This window comes from Candidatus Pantoea deserta (assembly GCF_003813865.1).
In the GTDB taxonomy this organism is placed as follows: Bacteria; Pseudomonadota; Gammaproteobacteria; order Enterobacterales; family Enterobacteriaceae; genus Pantoea; species Pantoea deserta.
On the sequence record NZ_RMVG01000001.1, the window covers coordinates 403,499 to 425,905 of the forward strand.

The following is a 22,407-nucleotide window of genomic DNA, read 5'->3' on the forward strand; positions in this document are numbered from 1 at the left end:
TATTGAAAAGTCCTGTTTATAATTCTGTCAGGTCTAATTAAACGCTCCCCGATGAGCGGAGCATTCTATTATATCCGCCATCAGGGTAATTGATTTAAAAGGTAGAATTACTGCTAACAATTCTATAAATAAGTGGCGCTGTCAGGCGAAAGTATTAATACCGCTATTATAAATGCCTGTTCTCACAACATTTTCAACGCGCTCTTCCGGTAAATTCAGCTCGTCCTGCGCCGTCTGGCCAGCAAAATTTTGTCGGGCATGCTGTGAGGGATCGCCGGAGTGTTGCCAGGAAGACGGCGTTTCCGCTCCGATGCTGCTCTGGCCCAGCTCAATACCCGCTTCGGCCAGCGAGGTGCGCAGATGAGGCACCGCCGCCTCAATGGCGGCGCGCACCTGATGGCTCGCCGAGACAAAATGGAGCTGCGCCTGTTCGTTTTTCAGTTGCAGACTGATTTGCAGCGAACCTAACTCTTCAGGATGCAGGCGCAGCTCCGCGTGCTGAATACCGTTGCGCGTAAAGCAGGCGATCTGTTGTCCCAGCGACGACTGCCAGGCAGGCGTGCCCATGGTTTCCGTCAGCGTGCCGCTGCTCTGCGCCTGCTCGCTGGCGCGCGCCTCGCTGACGCGATCGGCGGCGAGCAGCGGCATGTGCGGCTCCTGCACTCTTCCCTGCGGCTCCTCAACGCGAGCGGCCTGATTCTCTTTCAGGGTGAAACTGGTCGAGACGGATACCGTCGCCGCAGGCTTCAGCGGCATCTGCGCGGCCGACAGGGCGGGTTCAGCCAGATCGGCCTGCTGTGCGCCGCCGCGTGGAGAGGCCGCCGCGCTAACGTGCGCCGCTAATGTCGGACGGCCGCTGTTTTTCGGCACGGCGGTGAGGTTTTCACTGACAGGCAGTGTTGCGTCCGCCGTCGTATCCGGCGCGCTGTCCGGCTGCGCCTCCGGAAGAGCGCTGAGGTTCGCCGCCAGCGGCAACGGCGGCGCGCCGTCCGCCGCGACGGTAGTATCGGATGCATCATGCTCAGCCGTCAGCGACAGGCTGGCATCCTTATCCTCACCGGCGCCAGGCGTCGCAGGCAGAGCGAGATTAAGCATCGTTAACAGAGAGGCGTCGAGATCGGCGTCGTCGGCGTCGCGGCTTTTTTCCGCGTCAGCCTCGGCCGCAGAGGCCGCCTTGCCGGACGGCTTATTCGCGCTCGCGCTTGCGCGGGAAGGCTCAGGCAGCGCGTCCCTTTTTTCATTCAGCACGCTGGCAAAGGTACTGCTCTCGCCTGACGCGCGGTCAGCAGAAGAGGATTGGCTTGCCGTCGGCGCAGGCGCCGGTAACGTTGCTATCATCATGCGGATTGTTTCCTTGCAAAAAGCTGGCTGGCAAATTCATCCATCATTTTTTGATCCTGCCGACTCTCTTTTAATTTAGCCGCGTCATCAGCTCGGGTTTTAAGCGTATTGAAAGCATTCAGACGACGGTGATCCATTTTCCAGTCGCACACGGCCCGATCGACCGCCTGCGCACAGGAGGTGACGTGCTCGCTGTAGTGCTGCGTCACTTTTTCCAGCGAGTGAATAAATCCCTGGTAGTTAAGCAGGTGGGTAACCGGAATGCCGGTATCAGCGGCCCGGTTTACCAGCTGCTGCTGATAATCGAGCTGGTAATCCTTTAGCTGATCCAGCTGAGCGCGCGCCTGCTCGTAGTTCTGACGCACTTTACCCAGCTGCTGAGTGGTCGCATCCAGCGTCTCTTCTGCCCTTTCGCGCAGCATGTCCAGTGGAGAGGGTGAGGCCATGATTAATGACTCGCAGAATCAGGTTGATCGGGAAACAGGCTATCCAGCTGAGTAAAAGACGCGTCATAGTCGCTGCTCTCACGGATGCCCTGCTGTAGAAAACGCTCCATCGCCGGATAGCGCGCAATCGCTTCGTCCAGCGTGGGATCGCTGCCCGCCGCATAGGCCCCCACGCTGATAAGATCGCGGTTGCGCTGCCAGGCAGAAAGCAGCTGTTTAAAGCGCTGTACTTTTTTGTAGTGAGACGGGGCAATGAGTTCCGTCATCGCGCGGCTGATTGACGCCTCAATATCGATTGCCGGATAGTGACCGGCCTCCGCCAGCCGTCGGGACAGCACGACATGGCCGTCAAGGATCGCGCGCGCGGAGTCCGCCACGGGATCCTGCTGATCGTCCCCCTCGGTGAGTACGGTATAAAACGCCGTGATCGATCCCCCGCCCTTAATGCCGTTGCCGGCGCGCTCAACCAGCGCGGGAAGTCGGGCGAATACCGACGGCGGATAGCCTTTGGTCGCAGGCGGCTCGCCGATCGCCAGCGCGATTTCACGCTGCGCCATGGCATAGCGCGTCAGCGAATCCATGATCAGCAAAACATTCATGCCGCGATCGCGATAGTCCTCGGCGATGCGCGTCGCGTAGAGCGCGCCCTGCATACGCAATATCGGCGAGACATCGGCGGGAGCGGCGATAACCACCGAGCGGCTCAGCCCCTCTTCGCCCAGAATATTTTCAATGAAGTCTTTTACCTCGCGTCCGCGTTCGCCAATCAGTCCCACCACGATGACGTCCGCTTTGGTGTAGCGCGCCATCATGCCCAGCAGCACGCTTTTACCGACGCCAGACCCGGCGAACAGGCCCATGCGCTGCCCTCGTCCAACCGTCAGCAGGCCGTTAATCGCGCGCACGCCAACGTCCAGCACGTTTTTAATAGGATCGCGCAGCAGCGGGTTAAAGGGCGCGGTATAGAGCGAACCGGCTTCACGCTGGGAGGGGGCTGGCTGCCCGTCAAGCGGTCGACCGCTGGCGTCCAGTACCCGCCCCAGCAAGGAGAGACCCAGCGGCAGCAGCTTGCCGTTGATATGCGCGCCGGGCAGGGCATAGACGCGCGCGCCAGGCAAAATGCCATCGACATTTTCCAGCGGCATCAGATAAAGAATACGGTCGTTAAAGCCGACGACTTCGCTCTCCACCGTACTGATACGCTCGCCGCTGGTTCGCTCAATCAGGCAGAGTGTCCCGATAGGCAGCGACAGCCCTGTCACCTCCATGACCAGCCCGGTGGCGCGCACCAGACGGCCATACTGGCGATAAGGCGGCAGCGTCACGATCTCTTTTTCACATTTAACGAGGGCGTCGAGCCATTTTTTAAGACGCGTACTCATGCCGGATCGTCTCTTTTGCTCAGCTCAACCAGCGTTTGCCAGCTTGTCGCCAGCGTCGCGTCCAGTTCGCCCTCTTCGGCAGTAATGCGGCAGCCGCCCGGCATCATCTTTTCATCCGCGCGCAGCGTCCACTGGTGAGTCAGAAGCGTCTCGCCCAGTTGCTCATTGACGAGGGGAAAATCCTCTTTGCTTACCCATAGCTCGATGTTCTGGGTGAAACGTAAATTCTCCTGCATCAGCTGGCGGATTTTCTCCAGCAGCAGCGAGGCATCACAGACGATTTGCTTGCCCAGCATAGCGTGCACGGCATTCAGGGCAAGCTGCACCAGGCGTGCAGGCATAACGCTGTCGAGACTGTCGAGCGCGGCCTGAAATTCATTCACCATTTGCGTTAAACGGTTAATCTGCGCCTGCTGTTCCAGGCTGTTTTCTAAGGCCGCCTGCTCTTTGCCCTCCAGCTTTCCCTGCTCAAATCCGGCCTGATAGCCGCGGCTTTGCCCCTCTTCCTGCCCACGCCGTTCGCCGGCGGCATAGCCTTCCCGCTCTGCCTGCTGACGCAGCCGGGCCAGCTCTGTCTGGAACTGCGCATCTGACAGCGGGTCGAACGCGTCGCCGGGCACGGACAGGCTGGGCAGCATCGGCTCGCACTCTTCCAGCAGACTGTCAGGCAGCCAGACCTGCCATTCATCGCGATCAGACGTAGACATCTTCGCCTCCACCAATCACGATTTCGCCGCTTTCCGACAGACGACGGGCGATCAACAGAATAGTTTTCTGTTCGGCTTCGACCTGAGACATACGTACCGGTCCGCGCGAATTGAGATCTTCCATCATAATCTCCGCCTGACGCTTCGACATATTGCGGAAGAACGCATCGCGTAACGGCGGCTCGGCGCCTTTCAGCGCGACAATCAGCGATTCCGGCTCGATGTCCTGAAGCAGACGCTGGATGCTGCGATCTTCGAGATCGACCAGGTTTTCAAACAGGAACATCTCGTCGATGATTTTCTGCGCCAGCTCCTGATCAAATTCGCGCACTGCGTCGATCGCCGCCTCTTCCTGCTGAGATTTCATCAGGTTGAGGATCTCTGCCGCTGGTCGCACGCCGCCCATTTTGCTGCGCTTGGTGTTTTGACCGGTCAGCAGATTGTTCAGGACTTCGGTCAGCTCCTGTAGCGCGGCGGGCTGAACGCCGCCAAAGGTCGCGATACGCAGCATAATGTCGTTACGCTCGCGCTCCTCGAATCTCGCCAGCACGTCTGCGGCCTGGCCGCGCTTCAGATGAACCAGAATAGTGGCGATAATCTGCGGATGCTCTTCACGGATCACGTCGAATACCGACTGCGGCTCCATAAAGTTCAGCGTCTCAAGACCATTCACGTTGCTGTGCGAATCCAGCAAATCTTCCAGCAGGCTGGAGGCGCGCTCTTCACCCAGCGCTTTCACCAGCACGTTGCGCAGATAATCGTTGGTATTGAAATTGAGCGCCGCGAAGCCTGAAACGTCACGGTCAAACTCTTTCATGACGCTGGCAAGATTGTCATGGGTGACGCCGTTCAGATTCATCATGGCGCTGCTTATCTGCGTGACCTCATGCGAGCTAAGATGCTTAAAAACCTCCGCCGCGCACTCATCGCCCAGCGTTAACATCACCATCGCGCACTTTTCTGCTGCGTTCATTATGATTTTTGCTCCCGGAACATCCACTTACGTATCACCGCAGCAATAACGTGCGGTTCCTGCACGGCCACATCGCGTAAATGCTGGGTCGCGATTTCGGTATCCACCTTCTGCTGCGCCTTCGCTTTTTCGGCGTGCTCTTTTTTACGCAGCTGCGCATCCAGCTCCTCCTGGCGAGCCTCTTTCTCCATCTCCAGCCGTTGCAGCGTCATCTCGTGATGCTTGATCCAGAAAGGCTGTACCGCCTTACGCCAGAGGATCCAGGCAACCAGCGCAATAAACAGATAACGCGCGGCTTCCAGCAGCATGTTGATGGTTTCTGGCTGCCGCCAGAGCGGGATGCTGGCTTCCTCTTCAGGCGCACTGAAAGGCGAATTCACCACGCTCAGCGTGTCGCCCCGCTGGGCTGAGAAGCCCATAGCCTCTTTAACCAGTGAATTGATCTGATCCATCTGCTCTTTACTTAGCGCAGCCGGGTTGCCCTCTTTATCGGGCAGATAGTTAATCACCACCGCCGCCGAGAGCTGCTGCACCGTGCCGGGACTGTGCAGGGTATGCGTCAGGGTGCGGTCCAGCTCATAGTTCACGGTCTCTTCGCTGTGCGTGTTATAGGGAACGCGCTGCGGTTGCGCGGATTGCGACGCGGCCGCCGGGCCGTTCTGCGCAATGGGCGCAGAGGTGGGCACAGGCGGCTGATTGCTCAACGCGCCGGGCACGCCGCCTGCCGCGGCTTTGCCGCCCTGCTCGCTGCCGCTGCTCTGGCGGCTGCGAATCGCTTTTTTATCCGGCTCATTGTTTGGCTGATACTGTTCAGCCGTCTGTTCGTGGGTGGAAAAATCGATTTTGGCCGTGACCTGGGCGCGCACGTTGCTGCTGCCAACTATCGGCGCGAGGATCGCCTGAATGCGGTTCTGGTAGTCGTTCTCGACCCTGCCGGTGTAGTTAAGCCGCGACGTTTGCGCTGCGCCTTCGCCGCTTTGCGTCAGCAGATGGCCGTTTTGATCGACAATGGTGACGCGATCGGCGGCCATGCCAGGCACGGCGCTGGAGATCAGATGGGTAATGGCATTAATCTGCCCCTCATCCAGAGTTCGGCCTCCGGCCAGATCGAGCGTCACCGACGCGGAAGGCGCCTTCTGTTCTTTGACGAACAGCGAGGCTTTAGGCAACGCCAGATGCACGCGTGAACGTCTTACGGGACCAAGCATATCGATAGTGCGCGACAGCTCTCCCTCTAGCGCGCGCTGGAAGTTAATCTGCTCGCTAAACTGGCTAATGCCGAATTTTTCATTGTCCAGCAGTTCAAACCCTACCGAACCGCCTTTGGGCAATCCTTGCTGAGCCAGCTTCAGGCGCAAATCATAAACCTGATCTTCCGGCACCATAATGGCGCCGCGTCGCTCATCGAAACGGTAAGGCACATTCATCTGCGTAAGCTGAGCCACCACGGCGCCGCCGTCCTGATCGCTGATATTGCTATACAGCACTCGATAATCCGGTGTTTTAGCCCAAAATAGCAGGGCAATAACAATAGAGAGCGCCGCTGCGGCAGAAATAATAAAAATGATTCTGGGATTTGAACGAGCACGCTCCAGGATAGCTTTCAGGTCAGGTGTACTTTTTTTGTTATTACCGTTAGTTGCGGCATTCATGCCATGTTCCTGTAAATAAAATAATGACACAATGTAAACGCAGCTTTAATTATTAATGCGCCATACACTGGTAAGCACGCATGCCATTACAGCATCGAAGGATAATCCAGTCAGGCCGCATATTATGTACAAACTCACAGTAACTTTAATCGGTAATAAGCTAAAACTTATGACAGCATTTCATATTATATTTATTACGGTTATCTGCTATCATTCTGCGGCTCAACTGGCAAGAAGATAACGCCAGATAAATTCATGAAGGACGACGAAGATGTCAATTAATTCAATGCGCGGCATCATTGATCAAATTCAGTTCCAGGCCCGTCAGGCTTCGGGCCTGAATAGCAGCAGTAGTCAGGCCGTCGTGGGCAGCAGCCTGCCTTTTTCTGACCTGCTGTCAGAGAGTATTCACTCATTAAACCAGGTGCAAAATAACACCAAAAGCCAGGCGGAAGCTTATATGAGCGGCGCATCCGGCGTGGCGTTAAATGACGTAATGGTATCTTTGCAGAAATCGACCCTTGCCCTCAATCTGGGCGTTCAGGTACGAAACAAAATGGTTAGCGCCTATCAGGAAATTATGAGCATGCCGGTTTAAATCAAACCGTTACTCTACAAACGCTCATTGACGCGCTCTGTCCAGAGCCGCATCGCTGTATGTATTTTACTGACCCGAAATTTCAACAATCGCCTGTAATATCTTTAAGGCATTTAACATTTTGTTATTTATTTTCGCATACCGGCTGAGCAACAGGACATCTGAATGATAATGGCGTTGTTAATTAAAATGATGACATAACAGGCCGACCGGCATGCGTACTTACCTGGCGTAATTGATCCAATGAATAAAAATAACACGACCATCAGCAACCAATACATCCAGTGTCAGCTTGGCGAGTCTGAGTTAGCGAAAATTATTGATATGATTTATCAGCGAGCGGGTATTGTCATTACCAGCCAGCGGAGAGAGATGGTTTATAACCGTCTTTCGCCTCGCCTGCGCGCGCTTAAAATAGAGAGTTTCAGCCATTACCTTCAGATTCTTGCAAATTCGCCGACCCACAGCGAATGGCAGCTATTTATTAACGCACTGACAACAAACCTGACCTCTTTTTTTCGCGAAGCCTATCACTTTCCTGTTCTGGCTGAACATGCTCGCCAGCGAGGGGGAGCCTATAACGTCTGGTGTACCGCCGCCTCCACCGGGGAAGAGCCTTATTCTATCGCGATAACGCTGGATGAAGCGCTGGGAGCGTCTTTTACCGGACCGCGCGTGCTGGCAACCGATATTGATACCGATGTGCTGGAAAAAGCGCGCAGAGGCATCTATCGCCTGGCTGATATAAATAATTTAAGTCCGGAGCAGAAGAAGCAATATTTTTTGCGCCGCAGCGACAGCGATAGTCCGGATCCAGAACTGGAACAGGTCAAAGTCGGACGCCTTCTGCAAAACGCCGTGCAGTTTCAGCAGCTGAACCTTGTCGCGCCGCAGTGGAACGTTCCTGCGCCTTTCGATGCGATATTCTGCCGCAACGTCATGATTTATTTCAATAAAGAAACTCAGCTTCGTCTGCTGAACCGCTTTGCCAAACTGCTAAAACCCGGCGGGTTGCTGTTTGTCGGCCACTCAGAACGTTTCAATGACGTAGACAGCCCTTTCCGTCTCAAAGGCCAGTCTGTGTATTGCCTGGCTAAGGAAAACGTATGAGCAAGATAAAGGTACTCTGCGTCGATGACTCCGCCCTGATCCGCAATATCATGACCACTATTGTGAATCAGCAGCCAGATATGGAAATGGTGGCGACCGCGCTCGACCCCCTTATCGCACGCGATTTGATTAAACTGCACAACCCGGATGTGCTGACGCTGGATGTTGAAATGCCGCGTATGGACGGACTCGATTTTCTCGAACGACTGATGCGGCTGCGTCCGATGCCGGTGATTATGGTCTCTTCGCTGACCCGTAAAGGCTCCGATATTACCCTGAGCGCGCTGGAGCTGGGCGCGGTGGATTTCTTGACTAAGCCGCAGATGGGCGTGCAAGAGGGCATGATGCAGTACAGCGAACTGATCGCTGAGAAGATCCGTACGGCCGCCAGAGCGCAGGTTCGCCGACGCGAGCAGCAGTCGCCCCTGCCGAAAATCATCCACAGCCCGCTGATAGGCAGTGAAAAAATTATCGCTATTGGCGCCTCTACCGGCGGAACAGAGGCCATTCGCCAGGTGCTCGCGCCGATGCCAGCCTCCTGCCCCGGTATTGTTATCGCCCAGCATATGCCGGCCGGCTTCACCCGCTCCTTTGCGGAGCGACTCGATAAAATTTGTCAGATTACAGTTAAAGAAGGCGAAGATGCCGAACGCGTTTTGCCTGGCCACGCCTATATTGCCCCCGGCGGCAGGCATATGGAGCTGTGCCGCAGCGGCGCTAATTATCACATCAGACTCAACGACCTGCCGCCTGTCAGCCGCCATCGCCCCTCTGTCGACATGCTGTTTGATTCCGTCGCCAAATCGGCCGGTAAAAACGCCGTCGCCGCGATCCTGACCGGCATGGGCTATGACGGCGCCAAAGGACTCCTCGCCTTACACCAGGCGGGGGCGAAAACGCTGGCGCAAAGCGAACGCACCTGTGTGGTCTACGGCATGCCGCGCGAAGCTATCGCTCTCAATGCCGCCAGTGACATTGTCGATCTGGAGCAGATCGCACCCACCTTGCTGAAAAATATTATCGGACAGGCGAGGAGAATTTAGGCCTGTTGCAGCGCCGCTCTCTGTTATGACCTGTTCTCATTAACCACCGCGCCTGACCGCGCATCTTTCATCAGGACATCTATTTTATGGCTGATAAGAATTTACGTTTTTTAGTCGTTGACGATTTTGCCACCATGCGCCGCATCGTGCGTAATCTATTGAAAGACCTGGGATTCAATAATGTAGAAGAGGCCGAGGATGGTCAGGATGCGCTAAATAAGATGCAGCAGGCGACCTTTGATTTCGTTATCAGCGACTGGAACATGCCCAATATTGACGGCCTGCAACTCCTGACAGAAATCCGCAGTAATCCGGACTGGAGCACCATTCCCGTACTGATGGTGACCGCCGAAGCGAAAAAAGAAAACATTATTGCCGCCGCTCAGGCAGGCGCAAGCGGCTACGTGGTGAAACCTTTTACGGCTGCGATTCTGGAAGAGAAGCTTAATAAAATTTTCGAAAAGATTGGATGGTAACAACGTGGATACGCAATCTAATAATCCTGCGGAAGATAATTTCAAAAACATTTTTTCCCGCGTCGGACACTTAACGCGCCAGCTGCGTAACAACATGACGAGCCTGGGCCTGGATCGCGCCATTATCAATGCGGCGGAAGCCATCCCCGATACGCGCGATCGCCTGAGTTACATCGTCAGTAAAACCTCTCAGGCTGCCGATCGCGCGCTGACCTGTGTCGAAACCGCGCGACCGCTACAGGATAGCTTACACGATCGGGCCGTCCACCTCAGCGGTCGCTGGGATGAGTGGTTTGCCGAGCCGGTTGAACTGCCTGTCGCCAAAGATTTAGTCAGCGACACCCGCCAGTTCTTGCGCGACGTTCCCGAGCTGGCCAGCAAGACCAACGCTGAACTGACTGAAATTATGATGGCGCAGGATTTTCAGGACCTCACCGGCCAGGTGGTGCAGAAAATGATGCACCTTATTGAAAGCATAGAGAAAGAGCTTATTCAGGTGCTGGTTGAGAACATGTCAGGGATAGCGGATCCCGCAGGCGAAGAGCCGGTAAACCTGAAAAACGGTCCGCAGATTAGCCAGAACCAGGCGGGCGTGGTCGCCACCCAAGATCAGGTAGACGATCTGCTGGCCGATCTCGGCTTTTGATAGCCGCCAGTAGCGGCTTTTAGCGTCAGGCCAGCCTATGTCTGAAGAGAGTGATGTAGAAAAAACCGAGGAACCCACCCCCCAGCGACGGCAAAAAGCGCGAGAGGAAGGCAATATCCCGCGCTCAAAAGAGCTGACTTCCTGGCTGATGTTGCTGGCGGGCTGGGCGCTGATTGCAGTGAATGGTAAGAGTACCGCGCAACAGCTGACGCAGCTGCTGCACGATGGTCTGGTGTTCGATCGATCGCTGGTGACAGACACAGCCACGATGCTGCATCGCTCCGGCGCGCTGTTATCCCTGATGCTGACGGCGCTGCTGCCCCTGCTGCTGAGCCTCTTCTGCGTGGCGATTGCCACCACCACCCTGATCGGCGGTCTCTATTTCAGCACCAAATCACTGAAGCTGGACATCAAGCGTATTTCGCCGCTGTCAGGCTTTAAGCGCATGTTCTCTCTCCAGGTCGTTTCAGAGCTGGCGAAAAGTTTAATGAAAGCGGTGTTGGTAGGCAGCGCCTGCGGTTTCTACTTCTACCTGAATAAGCAGCATTTCATTTTACTGGTCAATGAAACGCTTTCTGACGGCTTAAGCGATGCCGGAAAGCTGATTTCCCGCTGCCTGATCGTGGTGATCGTCGCGCTGGCGCCGATGGTGGGCTATGACGTGTTCTATCAGCTGATGAGCTACATCAAAAAATTGCGTATGAGCCGTCAGGAGATCCGCGATGAATTTAAACAGAGCGAAGGCGATCCCCACGTTAAAGGACGTATCAAACAACTGCGTCGCGCGCTGGCGCAGAGCCGCATGATGGAAGACGTGCCTAAAGCGGACGTCATCATTAATAACCCGACGCACTATTCCGTCGCGATCAGCTGGAAAGAGGGAAAAATGACGGCTCCGATCGTGCTGGCGAAAGGCGCCGGCGACATCGCGCTGCGCATTCGCGAAAAAGGCGCGGAGTGTCAGATTCCGATGCTGGAAGCGGCGCCGCTGGCGCGCGCGCTTTACCGCAACTGCGATATTGGCGAACAGATACCGGCCGAACTCTACAGCGTCGTCGCTGAAGTGCTCGCGTGGGTTTATAGCCTGCGCCGCTGGCGTAAAGCAGGCGGTCATAAACCGAAAAAACCTGAAAACCTCTCCGTGCCGACGGCACTGGATTTCGCCCCTGAGGGCCAAGAGTAATGGCGAATCTCACCACTAAATTACGTTTACCCGATCTTAAAAAGACGCAATGGCAAATTCTGGCTGGCCCGGTATTGATTCTGATGATCCTGGCCATGATGGTGCTGCCGTTACCGGCGTTTGCGCTTGATACGCTGTTTACCTTTAACATCGTGCTTTCGCTGATGATTTTGCTGGTGGCGATGTTTACCCAGAACACGCTCGACTTTTCCTCCTTTCCGATCGTGCTGCTGTTTTCTACCCTGCTGCGCCTGGCGCTGAATATCGCCTCGACGCGCATTATCCTGATGAAGGGCCATACCGGCGCCGCCGCCGCTGGCCGGGTAGTGGAAGCCTTCGGCCACTTTCTGGTTGGCGGCAATTTCGCCATCGGCATTATCGTTTTCGCCATTTTGATCATCATTAACTTTATGGTCATCACAAAGGGTGCGGGACGTATAGCCGAAGTGGGCGCTCGCTTCGTCCTGGATGGCATGCCGGGTAAACAGATGGCTATCGATGCCGATCTCAACGCTGGTTTGATCGGTGAAGAAGAGGCAAAGCGCCGCCGCCGCGAAGTCACCCAGGAGTCAGACTTTTACGGCTCGATGGACGGCGCCAGCAAGTTTGTGCGCGGCGACGCCATTGCCGGCCTGCTTATCATGGCGATTAATATTGTCGGCGGGCTGGTTATCGGCATCCTTCAGCATGACCTGTCGTTTGCCGATGCGGCACAAACCTATACCCTGCTGACCATCGGCGATGGCCTGGTGGCGCAAATACCGGCGCTGATCATTTCCACGGCGGCCGGCGTTATCGTCACGCGCGTCGCTACCGAAACCGATGTCGGTGAGCAGATGGTGGGTCAGCTGTTCAACAGTCCGCGCGTCATGCTGCTGTCCGCTGGCGTGATTGGTTTGCTGGGCATCATTCCCGGCATGCCGAACCTGGTGTTTTTACTGTTTACCACCGCGCTGCTCGGTCTTGCCTGGTGGCTACGCGGTCAGCAAATGCAGGAGCCTCATCGCCTTAAGCCGTCGGCCAGCCAGGAAAGTAGCGCCCTTAGCGAAGCGGCGCATATCTCAGAGGCCTCCTGGTCCGATGTGGAACTGGAAGACGTGCTGGGGCTGGAGGTGGGCTATCGCCTGATCCCGATGGTGGACAATACGCAGGATGGCCAGCTGCTGACGCGCATTCGCGGCATCCGTAAAAAATTCGCGCAAAAAATGGGCTTTCTGCCCCCGGCTATACACATCTGCGACAATCTCGATCTGAAACCGACCGCCTATCGCATCATGCTAAAAGGCGTCGAGATTGGCGGAGGCCAGGTCAATCCTGAGCGCTGGATGGCGATCGATCCCGGCTGCGCCGAAGGGGAACTGGATGGGCTGCCCGGTCTGGATCCCGCGTTTCAGCTTCCGGCGGTCTGGATCGACGAGGTGCTGCGCGAGCGCGCGCAAACGATGGGCTACACGGTGGTCGATCCCGCCTCGGTGATCGCCACCCATCTCAACCATCTGATCGAGATGCATACCGACGAGCTTTTCAGCCGTCAGGAGACGCAGCAGCTTCTGGAGCGCGTCACCAAAGAGATGCCGAAACTGGTGGAAGATTTTATCCCCGGCACGCTGTCGCTGTCGCTGTTTCATAAAGTCCTGCAAAACCTGCTGGCGGAGCGTATCTCCATCCGCGACATTCGCACCATCATCGATACGCTGGCAGAACACGCAGGCACCCAGAGCGACGCCGATGAGTTAACGGCGCAGGTCCGCATTAAACTGGGACGCGCCATTACCCATCAGTGGTTTGGCAGCCAGTCCGATATTGCGGTCATTGGGCTGGCGCCGAAGCTGGAAAGTCTGCTGATTCAGGCGACGCAAAACAGCAGCGCGCTGGAGCCTGGAATCGCAGAGAAGATTGTTGAGCAAACCGGCGAGGCAATACGGGAGCAAAGTACCCAGGGTGGTACGCCGGTGCTGCTGGTTAACCAGCCTCTTCGCCTGATGCTGTCACGCTTTCTGCGCCGGGTTTACCCACAGCTGGTGGTGCTGTCGAACTATGAAATCAGCCCCGATCGGACTGTTCATATGAGCTATACCATTGGAGGGGGACAATGAAGTGGCTGTCATTAACCTTCCTGTTTGCCTCGCTGACCGCACATGCCCTCAGCGGCAGCTGGAGCGACAGCAGCGCTGGGGGCAGCGTCAGCGTGGGCAAACAGATTTTAGTCAGCCGACCGCTGAACGCGCCGGGCGATCTGCCCGCCTCTGCCGTCGTTACCCGCCTGGCCTGGCGTATTGAGCTGCTCAGTCCGCCGCCGCCCGGTTTGCGCATCAAACTCTGCACGTCAGCTATTTGCTTTCCTCTGGCAGGGCTGTCCGGCGTAAAGCAGGTGCCGATCGCCCTGTCGGCGAAGAACAGGTTCCGTTTTGTCTATTCCGTGGAGAGTCGGGGCACGCTGTCCCCGGCGCTACAGGTGGTCAGTAACCGGCTTACCCTGAACTACTCAACGTAAGCCGTTGCCTGAAGATGTCAGCCTGCTGAAGGAAACAGACGACGAGGCATCTGCGCCGCGTAATCCTGACAACATTTTTTGTTCTGCTGAAGACGGGTCATCGCCTCACCCAGTACGGTGAGGCGCGCCTGTAGCTGCCGGGCGATCTCCGCATCGTTAGCCTGAAGCTGCTGTAACAGCGCAAGCTGCGCCTTTTTTGTGACGGCGCAGTCTGTCTGCTGCGCCGCGGCAATCAGTGACGCCTGCGCGCTGAGATACTGCTGTGACAGCGCAGAAAAACCGTCCCACTCTTCCCGTCTGGCCAGCTCAAGCAGCTGGCGGCTCAGCTCAGGAAGAGCAGACATCGTGGACGCTAAAGAAGTGCTCATCGCTGGCCAGCCTGTTTATGCGGCGCGATCTCATCCCAGACGTCCGCAATATCGGTAAGCAACTTGTCAGCTTCTTCCAGTTTGCTGACATCGTTATGCAAATTGGCCTGCATCAGCAGCCGGGAAATATAGTCGTAAAGGCGATCCAGATCGGCTGCGATCTGCTGCCCCTTCTCATGATCCAGCGAAGAGCGCAGGCCGTTATCGACGATATTGATCGCTTTTGAAATCATCTCGCCGCGCTTTGCAATATTATTCTCCTCAAAATAAATTTTCGCCCGCAGCAGCGCGCTGTGCGCGCCGTCAAAAAGCATGGCGATCAGCTGATGCGGCGTCGCGCCCGCCAGCTGGCTTTCCAGAGAGATTTTGGCATAAGCCTGTGAACCCTGGTGGTACATATTCACTCCTGAAAAATAAGCAGGGCATGACGCCCTGCTCAAAGGGGGCAATGATTAAGAGGACATAGAGGACATCAGCGCAGTAATGGAGCTGCTCATGCCGTTTAGTTTTGACATAATGCTGTCCAGATTCTGGAACTGCACCCGGTAGCGGTTGACCTGCGAATCGATCAGCTGCTGCGTCTTATCGATCTGCGTGTTGATATTTTTCAACTGGCTGTTCAGGTTGTCCGTTGCCGTTTTAATAATGCCGTCGGTTTTGCTCTCGGTGTCTCCCGCATACTTAGTGAGTACCGATCCCAGCGCCGTGGCCAGCCCTTCCGTCTCGCCGCTGCCTTTAAACATTTTGCCGATGCTGTCCGGATCGGCGGCGATAGCGTCATCCAGTTTGGTTTCGCTCAGCGTCATCTGTCCGGTTTGTGAATCAATAGTAATGCCCAAGTCAGCCAGCGCGCCGTAGGTCGATTCATTGCTGCTGGAATCGCCATACCAGCCGTTAACGGTGGAGCGAATCTCGCTGACCATGCTGCGCAGCATCGCATCGCCCATCAGAGGACCACTCTGGCTGCTTTTGGTCGCCACATCAGTGGTGCCCAGACCGCTGGTTACCGCCGCGACATATTTGCTGCTGGCGGTGGTTTCAGACAGCAGCGCGTTATATTGCTTCACAAAGTCTTGCAGCGTCGTCTTGATGGCTGAGGTATCCACCGTCAGCGTCAGCTGCTCAGGTTCTTTATCTTTTGTGACCGAATTAAGGCTCAGGGTCACGCCATTAATAATGTCGTTAATGTTATTGCTGGCGCGCGTGTACTCGGTGCCGTCAACGTTAACTTTGGCATCCTTCGCGGCCGTTACCTGGCTCATGGCATCCGTCTGGCTGTCGGCATTGCCGTCTACTTTGCCGCCATGACTGGTATTCAGTACCGCCGCCAGATCGCTGTCGCCGTCGACGCTCACCACCATCTCGCCGTCCGTTCCGGTCTTTTTCGAGCTAAGCATCAGCTGGTATTGCCCGTCGCCATTGCGCTGCACCGAAGCCGATACGCTGCCGTCCTGTTTGTTAATGGCTTTGGCGATCTGATTCAGCGAGGTTTGATCGTCCTTCAGCTCAATGGTCATCGGCTTGCCATCACCCTGCTGAATGGTGATAGTGCGGGTAGCCTCTTTACTGGTTTGGGTTCCCAGCTGAGTATCTGCGCTGTCAAAGCCCTGGGTTCTCAGCTTATGCGCGGTCGCAAGCTGCTCAACGGTGACCGAGTGCGCATCGGCGCTGGCTTTATCCGTCGCCGTAGCGGTAAAGGAGGTGTTTTTACTCACCGTCAGGGTGTTAAAAGCTTCGCCACTCAGCTTTTTGACTGAAGACTGTAGCGTCGTCATCAGGCTGGAGATCGTTCCCCAGGACGAGATCTTGTTTTTATAACTCGTCTGCATCGACTGGTAAGGCGTCAGGCGCAGCTGTTCAGCGCTCTGTAACTGCGCCAGCATACTGGCGGTATCGATCCCGCCGGTACCAATGCCCATTGCGGAAAAAGAAGTTGAAACTGTCGCCATTTTTCTCTCCTTAGCGATTAAAGGAATATTTTTCTCTCTCTTTAAAATATCGGCCTCAGCCAGAAAAAATAAACGCCTGAAAAAAATATTCCTTTACTGACGCGAGCCTGTGCAGCAAATAAAAAAACACAGCCATTCATCTCTGGTACAGCCAGATAAAAAATAACAAAAAAAACCTCATTCAAAAAAATACCCAACATAAATAAAACACCCACAAAAATTATTAACCTGCACGAAACAATAACATCGGCGGGCTACTCCAGCCTGTTCACGCCCCTTTTCCTTTATTGCCGATAGCCGCGGTGATTATTTTTTAGTCGGATAATCGTCAAAGATAAAAAAATAATTTCAGAATATTTTCCATGCCCCGATATTAATTATTATGCGAGCCAACGACGCATAGCTTATTCAAGTGTTAACCACGTAAAGAGGAAAATAATATGGCACAGGTCATTAATACCAACGCACTTAGCCTGATGGCTCAGAATAACCTGAACCGTTCTCAGTCTTCACTGGGCACCGCTATTCAGCGCCTGTCTTCAGGTCTGCGTATCAATAGCGCTAAAGATGACGCCGCAGGTCAGGCAATCAGCAACCGCTTTACTGCCAGCATCAACGGTCTGTCTCAGGCTTCACGTAACGCTAACGACGGTATCTCTCTCGCACAGACTACCGAAGGCGCGCTGAACGAAGTGAACGACAACCTGCAAAACATTCGTCGTCTGACTGTACAGGCGAAAAACGGCACCAACTCTGACAGCGATAAAAAGTCTATTCAGGATGAAATCACGCAGCGTCTGGCTGAAATCGATCGCATCTCTGCACAGACCGAATTCAACGGCGTGAAAGTACTGAGCGCCGATCAGACCCTGAGCATCCAGGTTGGCGCAAACGACGGCCAGACTATCGACATCGATCTGAAACAGATGGACTCTAAAACCCTGGGTATGGATAGCTTTGACGTGAGCGCGGCTGACAGCGACGATCTGCTGAAAACCGTCGATGACGCGCTGGCGCAGGTGGATTCAGTGCGTTCTGGTCTGGGTGCCGCTCAGAACCGCTTTGACTCAGTGATCAACAACCTGAACAGCACGGTTAACAACCTGTCTGAATCACGTTCGCGTATTCAGGATGCTGACTTTGCTACCGAAGTCTCCAACATGAGCCGTGCGAACATTCTGCAACAGGCAGGCACCACCGTACTGGCTCAGGCTAACCAGGTTCCGCAGAACGTGATGTCGCTGCTGCGTTAGTCACACAGAGTTGTCTTTCAGCCCGGCCTTTTGGCCGGGCTTTTTTTTGCCTGATACCTGCCCTCGTTTTGTCATGCTGGCTTCGCCTTGCTCATCGTTACGGCGGGTGTGAGCTGCCGTGCAGGGAGACGGGTTATCTGGGGTAAGAGGGTAGCCGTCGTAGCAAGGCGGAGAAGCGCTGAGCGGCCAGGCCCTCAGGAAAAAGAGAAGGAGTAACAGACAAAAAAACCAGGCTCGCCTGCGCGAACCCGGGAGAGGAGAAGAGGAAATTTAAGAAGAACAGGCCGCCAGCGCGGCGCTTTGTTCTACCAGCTCCATCTCTTCGCTATTCAGCAGCTTTTCGATATCCACCAGAATAAGCATCCTGTCATCGATTGAGCCTAACCCCTGAATATATTCCGTAGAGAGCGTAACTGAAAAGTCAGGTGCCGGACGAATGCGATCGGCAGCAAGCGTCAACACGTCAGAGACGCCATCAACGATAATACCCACGACGCGGTTGCCGAAATTAAGAATGATAACCACCGTGTTTTCGTCAAAGCTTGCGGCGGTGAGGCAGAATTTAATGCGCAGATCGACAATAGGAACAATAACTCCGCGGAGGTTGGTCACGCCGACAATAAAGTCTGGCGAGTTAGCGATGCGCGTCACCCGCTCGCAGCTGCGGATCTCCTGTACCTTGAGAATATCAATGCCATACTCTTCTTCGCCTAGTCTGAATACCAGGTATTCATGACCCGCAATATCACCGGCGATTTTATTTTCCGAACGCGTTTGATTCATCTTTTTCACCTTAAGGGAGACTGCTATTAATGCACTTTCTGTACCTGACGCTTCTCTTTTGCCAGCGTCGCCAGCACGGCGACATCCAGAATTAACGCCACGCTGCCGTCGCCAAGAATGGTCGCTGCTGAAATGCCCGGCACTTTGCGATAGTTAAGCTCCAGATTCTTCACCACCACCTGATGCTGGCCCACAAGCTGATCGACCAGTAAGGCGTAACGGCAATCAGCGCTCTGGACGATCACGGCAATGCCTCCCGTGACATCTTCAGTCTCACCAGGGAGATTAAATACCTTACGCAGCTCTACCAGCGGCAAATACTCTTCGCGCACCTGTAACATCATTTCATTACCGGCCATGCGATAGAGCGCTTTTTCGGAAGGAATTCGCGACTCCATGACGGTGCCCAGCGGGAGAACATAAATCTCGTCGCCCACCCGAACCGACATCCCGTCCAGGATAGCCAGCGTCAGCGGCAGGATGATGCGGATGGTCGATCCCTTATCCTGCTCCGAGCGAATCTCTACATAGCCGCCCATTTGCTGAATGTTTCGCTTCACAACATCCATACCGACGCCGCGGCCAGACACATCTGTCACCTTTTCCGCCGTGGAGAAACCTGGCGCAAAGATCAGCATCCAGACCTCTTCGTCACTCATATTTTCGCTGACGGGCAATCCCTGTGCCTGCGCTTTGGCCAGAATTTTGTCGCGATTAAGACCCGCGCCGTCATCAATCACTTCAATGACGATGTTGCCGCCGTGGTGTTCGGCGGACAGGATTAAATTGCCCTTCTCTGCTTTACCCTTTGCGCGTCGCACCTCAACCGGCTCGATACCGTGGTCAAGGCTGTTGCGCACCAGGTGCGTCAGCGGATCGATAATTTTTTCAATCAGGCTCTTATCCAGTTCGGCTGATCCCCCATGCAGCGTCAGCTCCACTTCTTTATTCAGTTTTCCCGCTAAATCGTGTACCAGCCGTGGAAAGCGGCTAAACACATACTCCATCGGCATCATACGTATCGACATCACCGACTCCTGCAGATCACGCGCGTTGCGCTCCAGCTGAGCCACGCTGTTAATCAGCGCGTCGTGCTGCGAAGGATCGAGTCGCGAGGTGAGCTGGGTCAGCATCGCCTGAGTAATAATCAGTTCCCCGACCAGATTGATGATCTGATCGACTTTATCGACTACAACGCGAATGCTGCCGTTTTCGCTGCCGGCTGTTTTGGCGGGGGGCCTGGCTCGGGCGGCGACCGGACTGGCAGAGGCGGACCCGGAGGGCGTCGGGTTTGCGAGGTTGACCGCCTCGTCAGCATCCTGGGTATACGCCTCGATCGGCGGCGCGGGCGTAATCACAATTTGCCGCGGCTCCAGCACAAAACACATCACAGCTGCAATATCGTCTTGACTGGCCGTGGTATGCAGCGTGATTTCCAGTCTATCTGCCTCGTTCCGCTGACTGATAATTTTGCCCAGATTAGCCAGCTCTTCCGTTAACGGGGCTTTGTCCTGCTCTTTAATCTGTCGTAGCGACACCAGCAGCGTTGCCCCTTTATCCGCCGTCCCCTGAGCGGGCGTTTCCGCCTCCGGCGTACTAACCGGTTCGGGGGAAGCGGACGGCGTCTGCTGGGCGATTTCCGACGCCGGTTTGTCGTCCGCGCGGTTTTCCAGCGCTATTTTACGCAGCGCCTCGCAGATATAGTGAAAACTTTCGGCGTCCGGCTCCTGTGAGGATTTATAGGCATCCAGTTGTTGCTGCATAATATCTTTGCTCTCAAGAAACAAATTAATAATGTCAGCGGTAAGCGTTAACTCACCACAGCGGGCCTCATCCAGTAAGTTTTCCAGAATATGCGTCGTTTCTTGCAGGATGGTAAAACCGAATGTGCCGGCGCCGCCTTTAATCGAGTGAGCGGCACGGAAAATTGCGTTTAGCAAGTCTTTATCGGGAGAGAGAGAATCCAGTTCCAGCAGATGTTTTTCCATATCTGCCAGCAGTTCATCAGCCTCGTCGAAAAAAGTTTGATAAAAATCACTTATGTCCATCTATTCCCGTTTGCTCCAGGTTTTTGTCTACCGCTTCAACAGTCCGGCCGGTTTGTTTCGCAGTGGAAGACTGAATATTCAGCTGCGATTTCAGGCCGGCATTTTCTGGCGTTGACGTTAATTTTTTTAACAATGTATCTTCTCGAAGAATTTCATTTTCGTTGGTTTTACTGTGAACCAGGATGGTAATGCGGCGGTTGAGCGGATTACTCTGATCGGCATTGTCTACGCTAACGCTGTCGGCCATGCCGATAATGCGCAGAAATTTCCCGGCCGCCAGCCCACCGCTAATCAGGGCGCGACGCGACGCATTGGCGCGATCGGCGGACAATTCCCAGTTGCCATAAGCCGCATCGCCGCCTGCGTAGCGCAACGAGTCGGTATGGCCGGAGAGCGTAATACGGTTAGGAAGCTCATTTAGCGCCGGCGCGAGCGCCTGGAGAATAGACCGCATATAAGGTTCGGGTTCACGGCTGCCCACTTTGAACATGGGGCGATCCTTGCTGTCCGTAATTTGAATCAGCAGGCCGTTGTCCGTTAAAGAGAGACGCAGGTTGGACTGAAAATTACTGAGGCGCGGGTCCTGCTTGATCAAACTCTGGAGCTTTCCGAGCAGGCTGTGCAGGTTTTCGTCGCTTCTCTTATTTCTGTCCAGCTTATCGAGGGTCTTTTTCAGCTCCTCGCCATCTTGCTTAATCATATTTTCGCCGCCGCCAGGGATCACGCTGCTGCTCAGGCTGTTTTTATTGCCGTGCGCCAGCGCTACGCTCAGGGGCATCTTAAAATATTCCGCAATTTGCTCGCGCGCTTCCGGCGTTGATGAAGAGAGAAGCCACATCACCAGAAAAAACGCCATCATGGCCGTCATAAAGTCGGCATAGGCAATTTTCCATGAGCCGCCATGATGGCCGCCATGCTTATTGCCTTTCTTTTTACGAACGACAATCACGGATTCATTTTTTTTACTCATGAGCTTGCTTCCGCTGCCGCGCTTTGTCCTGCTGATTTCACCTGGCGAATATGCTCTTCCAGTTCGTAAAATGTCGGCCTGATGCTGGAATAGAGTGTCTTACGACCAAACTCAATGGCGATTTGCGGCGCGGCGCCATTGACTGACGACAACAACACGGCCTTAATACAAAACAGAATTTTGCTTTGCTCGGCGCTTTTCTGTCTCAGCAGCGTGGCCAGTGGAGAAATAAAGCCGTAAGCCAGCAAAATCCCCAGAAAGGTGCCCACCATTGCGTGGGCAATCAGTTCGCCTAACTCCGCCGCAGGCCGATCAGCGGCCGCCAGCGCATTCACCACCCCCATAACGGCGGCGACGATACCAAAGGCCGGAAAGCCGTCCCCCATAGCGTTGAGGCTGTCTGCGGGCATTTCAGCTTCATGCTCCGTGGTTTCGATTTCCTCATCGATCAGCGCCTCAATCTCAAAAGCATTGGTGCTGCCGCTAATCATCAGGCGCAGATAATCAACAATGAAGTTCATAACCACGGGATCGCCCATCAACGCCGGATAGCGGGTAAAGATGTCGCTGTTCTGCGGATCCTCTATCTCTGCCTCCAGCGACATCATGCCGTTCTGGCGGCCTTTGGTCAGCAGCAGATAGAGCAGGGCCAGCACATCCATATAGGTGCTTTTGCTGTAGCGCGAGCCTTTAAATAACAGCGGAAGCGCTTTTAATGTCGCCTTAATCGCTTTCGCATTATTGCCCACAATAAAAGCGCCGACGCCTGCGCCGCCGATAATGATCAGTTCAGTTGGCTGATAAAGCGCGCCCAGTTCACCGCCTGCTAACGAGAATCCACCCAGCACGGCGGCACAAACAACGATATAGCCCAAAACGACAAGCACAATAACCCCTTTAGTATTAACAGGCTTTTAAAATACGCGCAGAAGCGGAACGTGAGGATATAAAGCGGCATAGCGCACTATCCGCGCATGAAAATAAT

The 22,407-nt window shown here is 54.9% G+C and carries 22 protein-coding genes; 9 read left to right on the forward strand and 13 right to left on the reverse strand.

Annotated features, from left to right (window positions below; translation table 11 throughout):
* Positions 1 to 141: 141 nt before the first annotated feature.
* The 6 genes from BBB56_RS01895 to fliF are packed head-to-tail and all read right to left on the reverse strand — an operon-like array spanning position 142 to position 6,501.
* Positions 142 to 1,341 carry a flagellar hook-length control protein FliK gene (locus BBB56_RS01895; protein WP_123798254.1) on the reverse strand — a complete coding sequence of 400 codons (1,200 nt, stop codon included), beginning with the start codon at positions 1,339 to 1,341 and terminating at the stop codon, positions 142 to 144.
* On the reverse strand, positions 1,338 to 1,787 hold the full coding sequence (fliJ, locus tag BBB56_RS01900; RefSeq protein WP_123798256.1) for a flagellar export protein FliJ: 450 nt from the start codon (positions 1,785 to 1,787) through the stop codon (positions 1,338 to 1,340). Before fliJ ends, BBB56_RS01895 begins: the two co-directional genes overlap by 4 nt.
* A 2-nt stretch (positions 1,788 to 1,789) precedes the next feature.
* A complete protein-coding gene (gene fliI, locus BBB56_RS01905; protein WP_123798258.1) occupies positions 1,790 to 3,169 on the reverse strand; it encodes a flagellar protein export ATPase FliI in 1,380 nt (459 codons plus the stop codon).
* Positions 3,166 to 3,876 (reverse strand): flagellar assembly protein FliH, encoded by a 711-nt coding sequence (locus BBB56_RS01910; protein WP_123798260.1) that lies wholly within the window; start codon positions 3,874 to 3,876, stop codon positions 3,166 to 3,168. The genes fliI and BBB56_RS01910 overlap by 4 nt, the downstream gene beginning before the upstream one ends.
* Positions 3,863 to 4,849, reverse strand: a complete 987-nt coding sequence (gene fliG, locus BBB56_RS01915) for a flagellar motor switch protein FliG (RefSeq protein ID WP_123798261.1) — start codon at positions 4,847 to 4,849, stop codon at positions 3,863 to 3,865. Before fliG ends, BBB56_RS01910 begins: the two co-directional genes overlap by 14 nt.
* Positions 4,849 to 6,501: a flagellar basal-body MS-ring/collar protein FliF gene (gene fliF / locus BBB56_RS01920; RefSeq protein ID WP_123798263.1), complete on the reverse strand. Its 1,653-nt coding sequence runs from the start codon at positions 6,499 to 6,501 to the stop codon at positions 4,849 to 4,851. The genes fliG and fliF overlap by 1 nt, the downstream gene beginning before the upstream one ends.
* 271 nt (positions 6,502 to 6,772) lie before the next feature.
* On the opposite strand from fliF, the gene fliE reads away from it, so the two are divergent.
* The 8 genes from fliE to BBB56_RS01960 all read left to right on the forward strand — a co-directional run bounded on the left by fliE (position 6,773) and on the right by BBB56_RS01960 (position 14,051).
* Entirely contained in the window at positions 6,773 to 7,099 is a 327-nt protein-coding gene (gene fliE, locus BBB56_RS01925) for a flagellar hook-basal body complex protein FliE (RefSeq protein WP_123798265.1), read from the forward strand.
* A gap of 243 nt (positions 7,100 to 7,342) precedes the next feature.
* Positions 7,343 to 8,209, forward strand: a complete 867-nt coding sequence (locus tag BBB56_RS01930; protein WP_123798267.1) for a CheR family methyltransferase — start codon at positions 7,343 to 7,345, stop codon at positions 8,207 to 8,209.
* Positions 8,206 to 9,252: a protein-glutamate methylesterase/protein-glutamine glutaminase gene (locus BBB56_RS01935; RefSeq protein ID WP_123798269.1), complete on the forward strand. Its 1,047-nt coding sequence runs from the start codon at positions 8,206 to 8,208 to the stop codon at positions 9,250 to 9,252. The genes BBB56_RS01930 and BBB56_RS01935 overlap by 4 nt, the downstream gene beginning before the upstream one ends.
* 86 nt (positions 9,253 to 9,338) lie before the next feature.
* Positions 9,339 to 9,728, forward strand: coding sequence for a chemotaxis response regulator CheY (gene cheY / locus BBB56_RS01940; RefSeq protein ID WP_123798270.1), 390 nt, complete (start codon positions 9,339 to 9,341; stop codon positions 9,726 to 9,728).
* A gap of 4 nt (positions 9,729 to 9,732) precedes the next feature.
* Entirely contained in the window at positions 9,733 to 10,374 is a 642-nt protein-coding gene (gene cheZ / locus BBB56_RS01945; protein ID WP_123798272.1) for a protein phosphatase CheZ, read from the forward strand.
* Positions 10,375 to 10,411: 37 nt separating this feature from the next.
* Positions 10,412 to 11,557 carry a flagellar biosynthesis protein FlhB gene (gene flhB / locus BBB56_RS01950; RefSeq protein ID WP_123798274.1) on the forward strand — a complete coding sequence of 382 codons (1,146 nt, stop codon included), beginning with the start codon at positions 10,412 to 10,414 and terminating at the stop codon, positions 11,555 to 11,557.
* Complete coding sequence (gene flhA / locus BBB56_RS01955; protein WP_123798276.1) at positions 11,557 to 13,653, forward strand: flagellar biosynthesis protein FlhA; 2,097 nt, start codon at positions 11,557 to 11,559, stop codon at positions 13,651 to 13,653. Before flhB ends, flhA begins: the two co-directional genes overlap by 1 nt.
* Positions 13,650 to 14,051, forward strand: coding sequence for a flagellar protein FlhE (locus tag BBB56_RS01960; protein ID WP_123798278.1), 402 nt, complete (start codon positions 13,650 to 13,652; stop codon positions 14,049 to 14,051). The genes flhA and BBB56_RS01960 overlap by 4 nt, the downstream gene beginning before the upstream one ends.
* A 17-nt stretch (positions 14,052 to 14,068) precedes the next feature.
* On the opposite strand, the gene fliT is transcribed toward BBB56_RS01960, so the two are convergent.
* The 3 genes from fliT to fliD are packed head-to-tail and all read right to left on the reverse strand — an operon-like array spanning position 14,069 to position 16,368.
* Positions 14,069 to 14,419 carry a flagellar protein FliT gene (gene fliT, locus BBB56_RS01965; RefSeq protein WP_123798280.1) on the reverse strand — a complete coding sequence of 117 codons (351 nt, stop codon included), beginning with the start codon at positions 14,417 to 14,419 and terminating at the stop codon, positions 14,069 to 14,071.
* The gene (gene fliS / locus BBB56_RS01970) at positions 14,416 to 14,817 is read right to left on the reverse strand and encodes a flagellar export chaperone FliS (RefSeq protein WP_123798282.1); all 402 of its coding nucleotides are present in this window, start codon (positions 14,815 to 14,817) and stop codon (positions 14,416 to 14,418) included. Before fliS ends, fliT begins: the two co-directional genes overlap by 4 nt.
* A gap of 54 nt (positions 14,818 to 14,871) precedes the next feature.
* A complete protein-coding gene (gene fliD / locus BBB56_RS01975) occupies positions 14,872 to 16,368 on the reverse strand; it encodes a flagellar filament capping protein FliD (protein WP_123798284.1) in 1,497 nt (498 codons plus the stop codon).
* Between the two features lie 440 nt (positions 16,369 to 16,808).
* Between fliD and BBB56_RS01980 the strand changes: the two genes are divergently transcribed.
* Entirely contained in the window at positions 16,809 to 17,621 is an 813-nt protein-coding gene (locus BBB56_RS01980; protein ID WP_123798286.1) for a flagellin N-terminal helical domain-containing protein, read from the forward strand.
* Positions 17,622 to 17,891: 270 nt separating this feature from the next.
* Here the strand turns inward: BBB56_RS01980 and cheW are convergent, their stop codons facing one another.
* Genes cheW through motA form a run of 4 tightly spaced genes read right to left on the reverse strand, consistent with a single transcriptional unit; the run spans position 17,892 to position 22,309 of the window.
* Entirely contained in the window at positions 17,892 to 18,404 is a 513-nt protein-coding gene (gene cheW, locus BBB56_RS01985; protein WP_123798288.1) for a chemotaxis protein CheW, read from the reverse strand.
* Positions 18,405 to 18,430: 26 nt separating this feature from the next.
* Complete coding sequence (cheA, locus tag BBB56_RS01990; protein ID WP_123798290.1) at positions 18,431 to 20,452, reverse strand: chemotaxis protein CheA; 2,022 nt, start codon at positions 20,450 to 20,452, stop codon at positions 18,431 to 18,433.
* Complete coding sequence (gene motB / locus BBB56_RS01995) at positions 20,439 to 21,422, reverse strand: flagellar motor protein MotB (RefSeq protein WP_123798292.1); 984 nt, start codon at positions 21,420 to 21,422, stop codon at positions 20,439 to 20,441. Before motB ends, cheA begins: the two co-directional genes overlap by 14 nt.
* Positions 21,419 to 22,309: a flagellar motor stator protein MotA gene (gene motA, locus BBB56_RS02000; RefSeq protein WP_123798294.1), complete on the reverse strand. Its 891-nt coding sequence runs from the start codon at positions 22,307 to 22,309 to the stop codon at positions 21,419 to 21,421. The genes motB and motA overlap by 4 nt, the downstream gene beginning before the upstream one ends.
* Positions 22,310 to 22,407 lie beyond the last annotated feature (98 nt).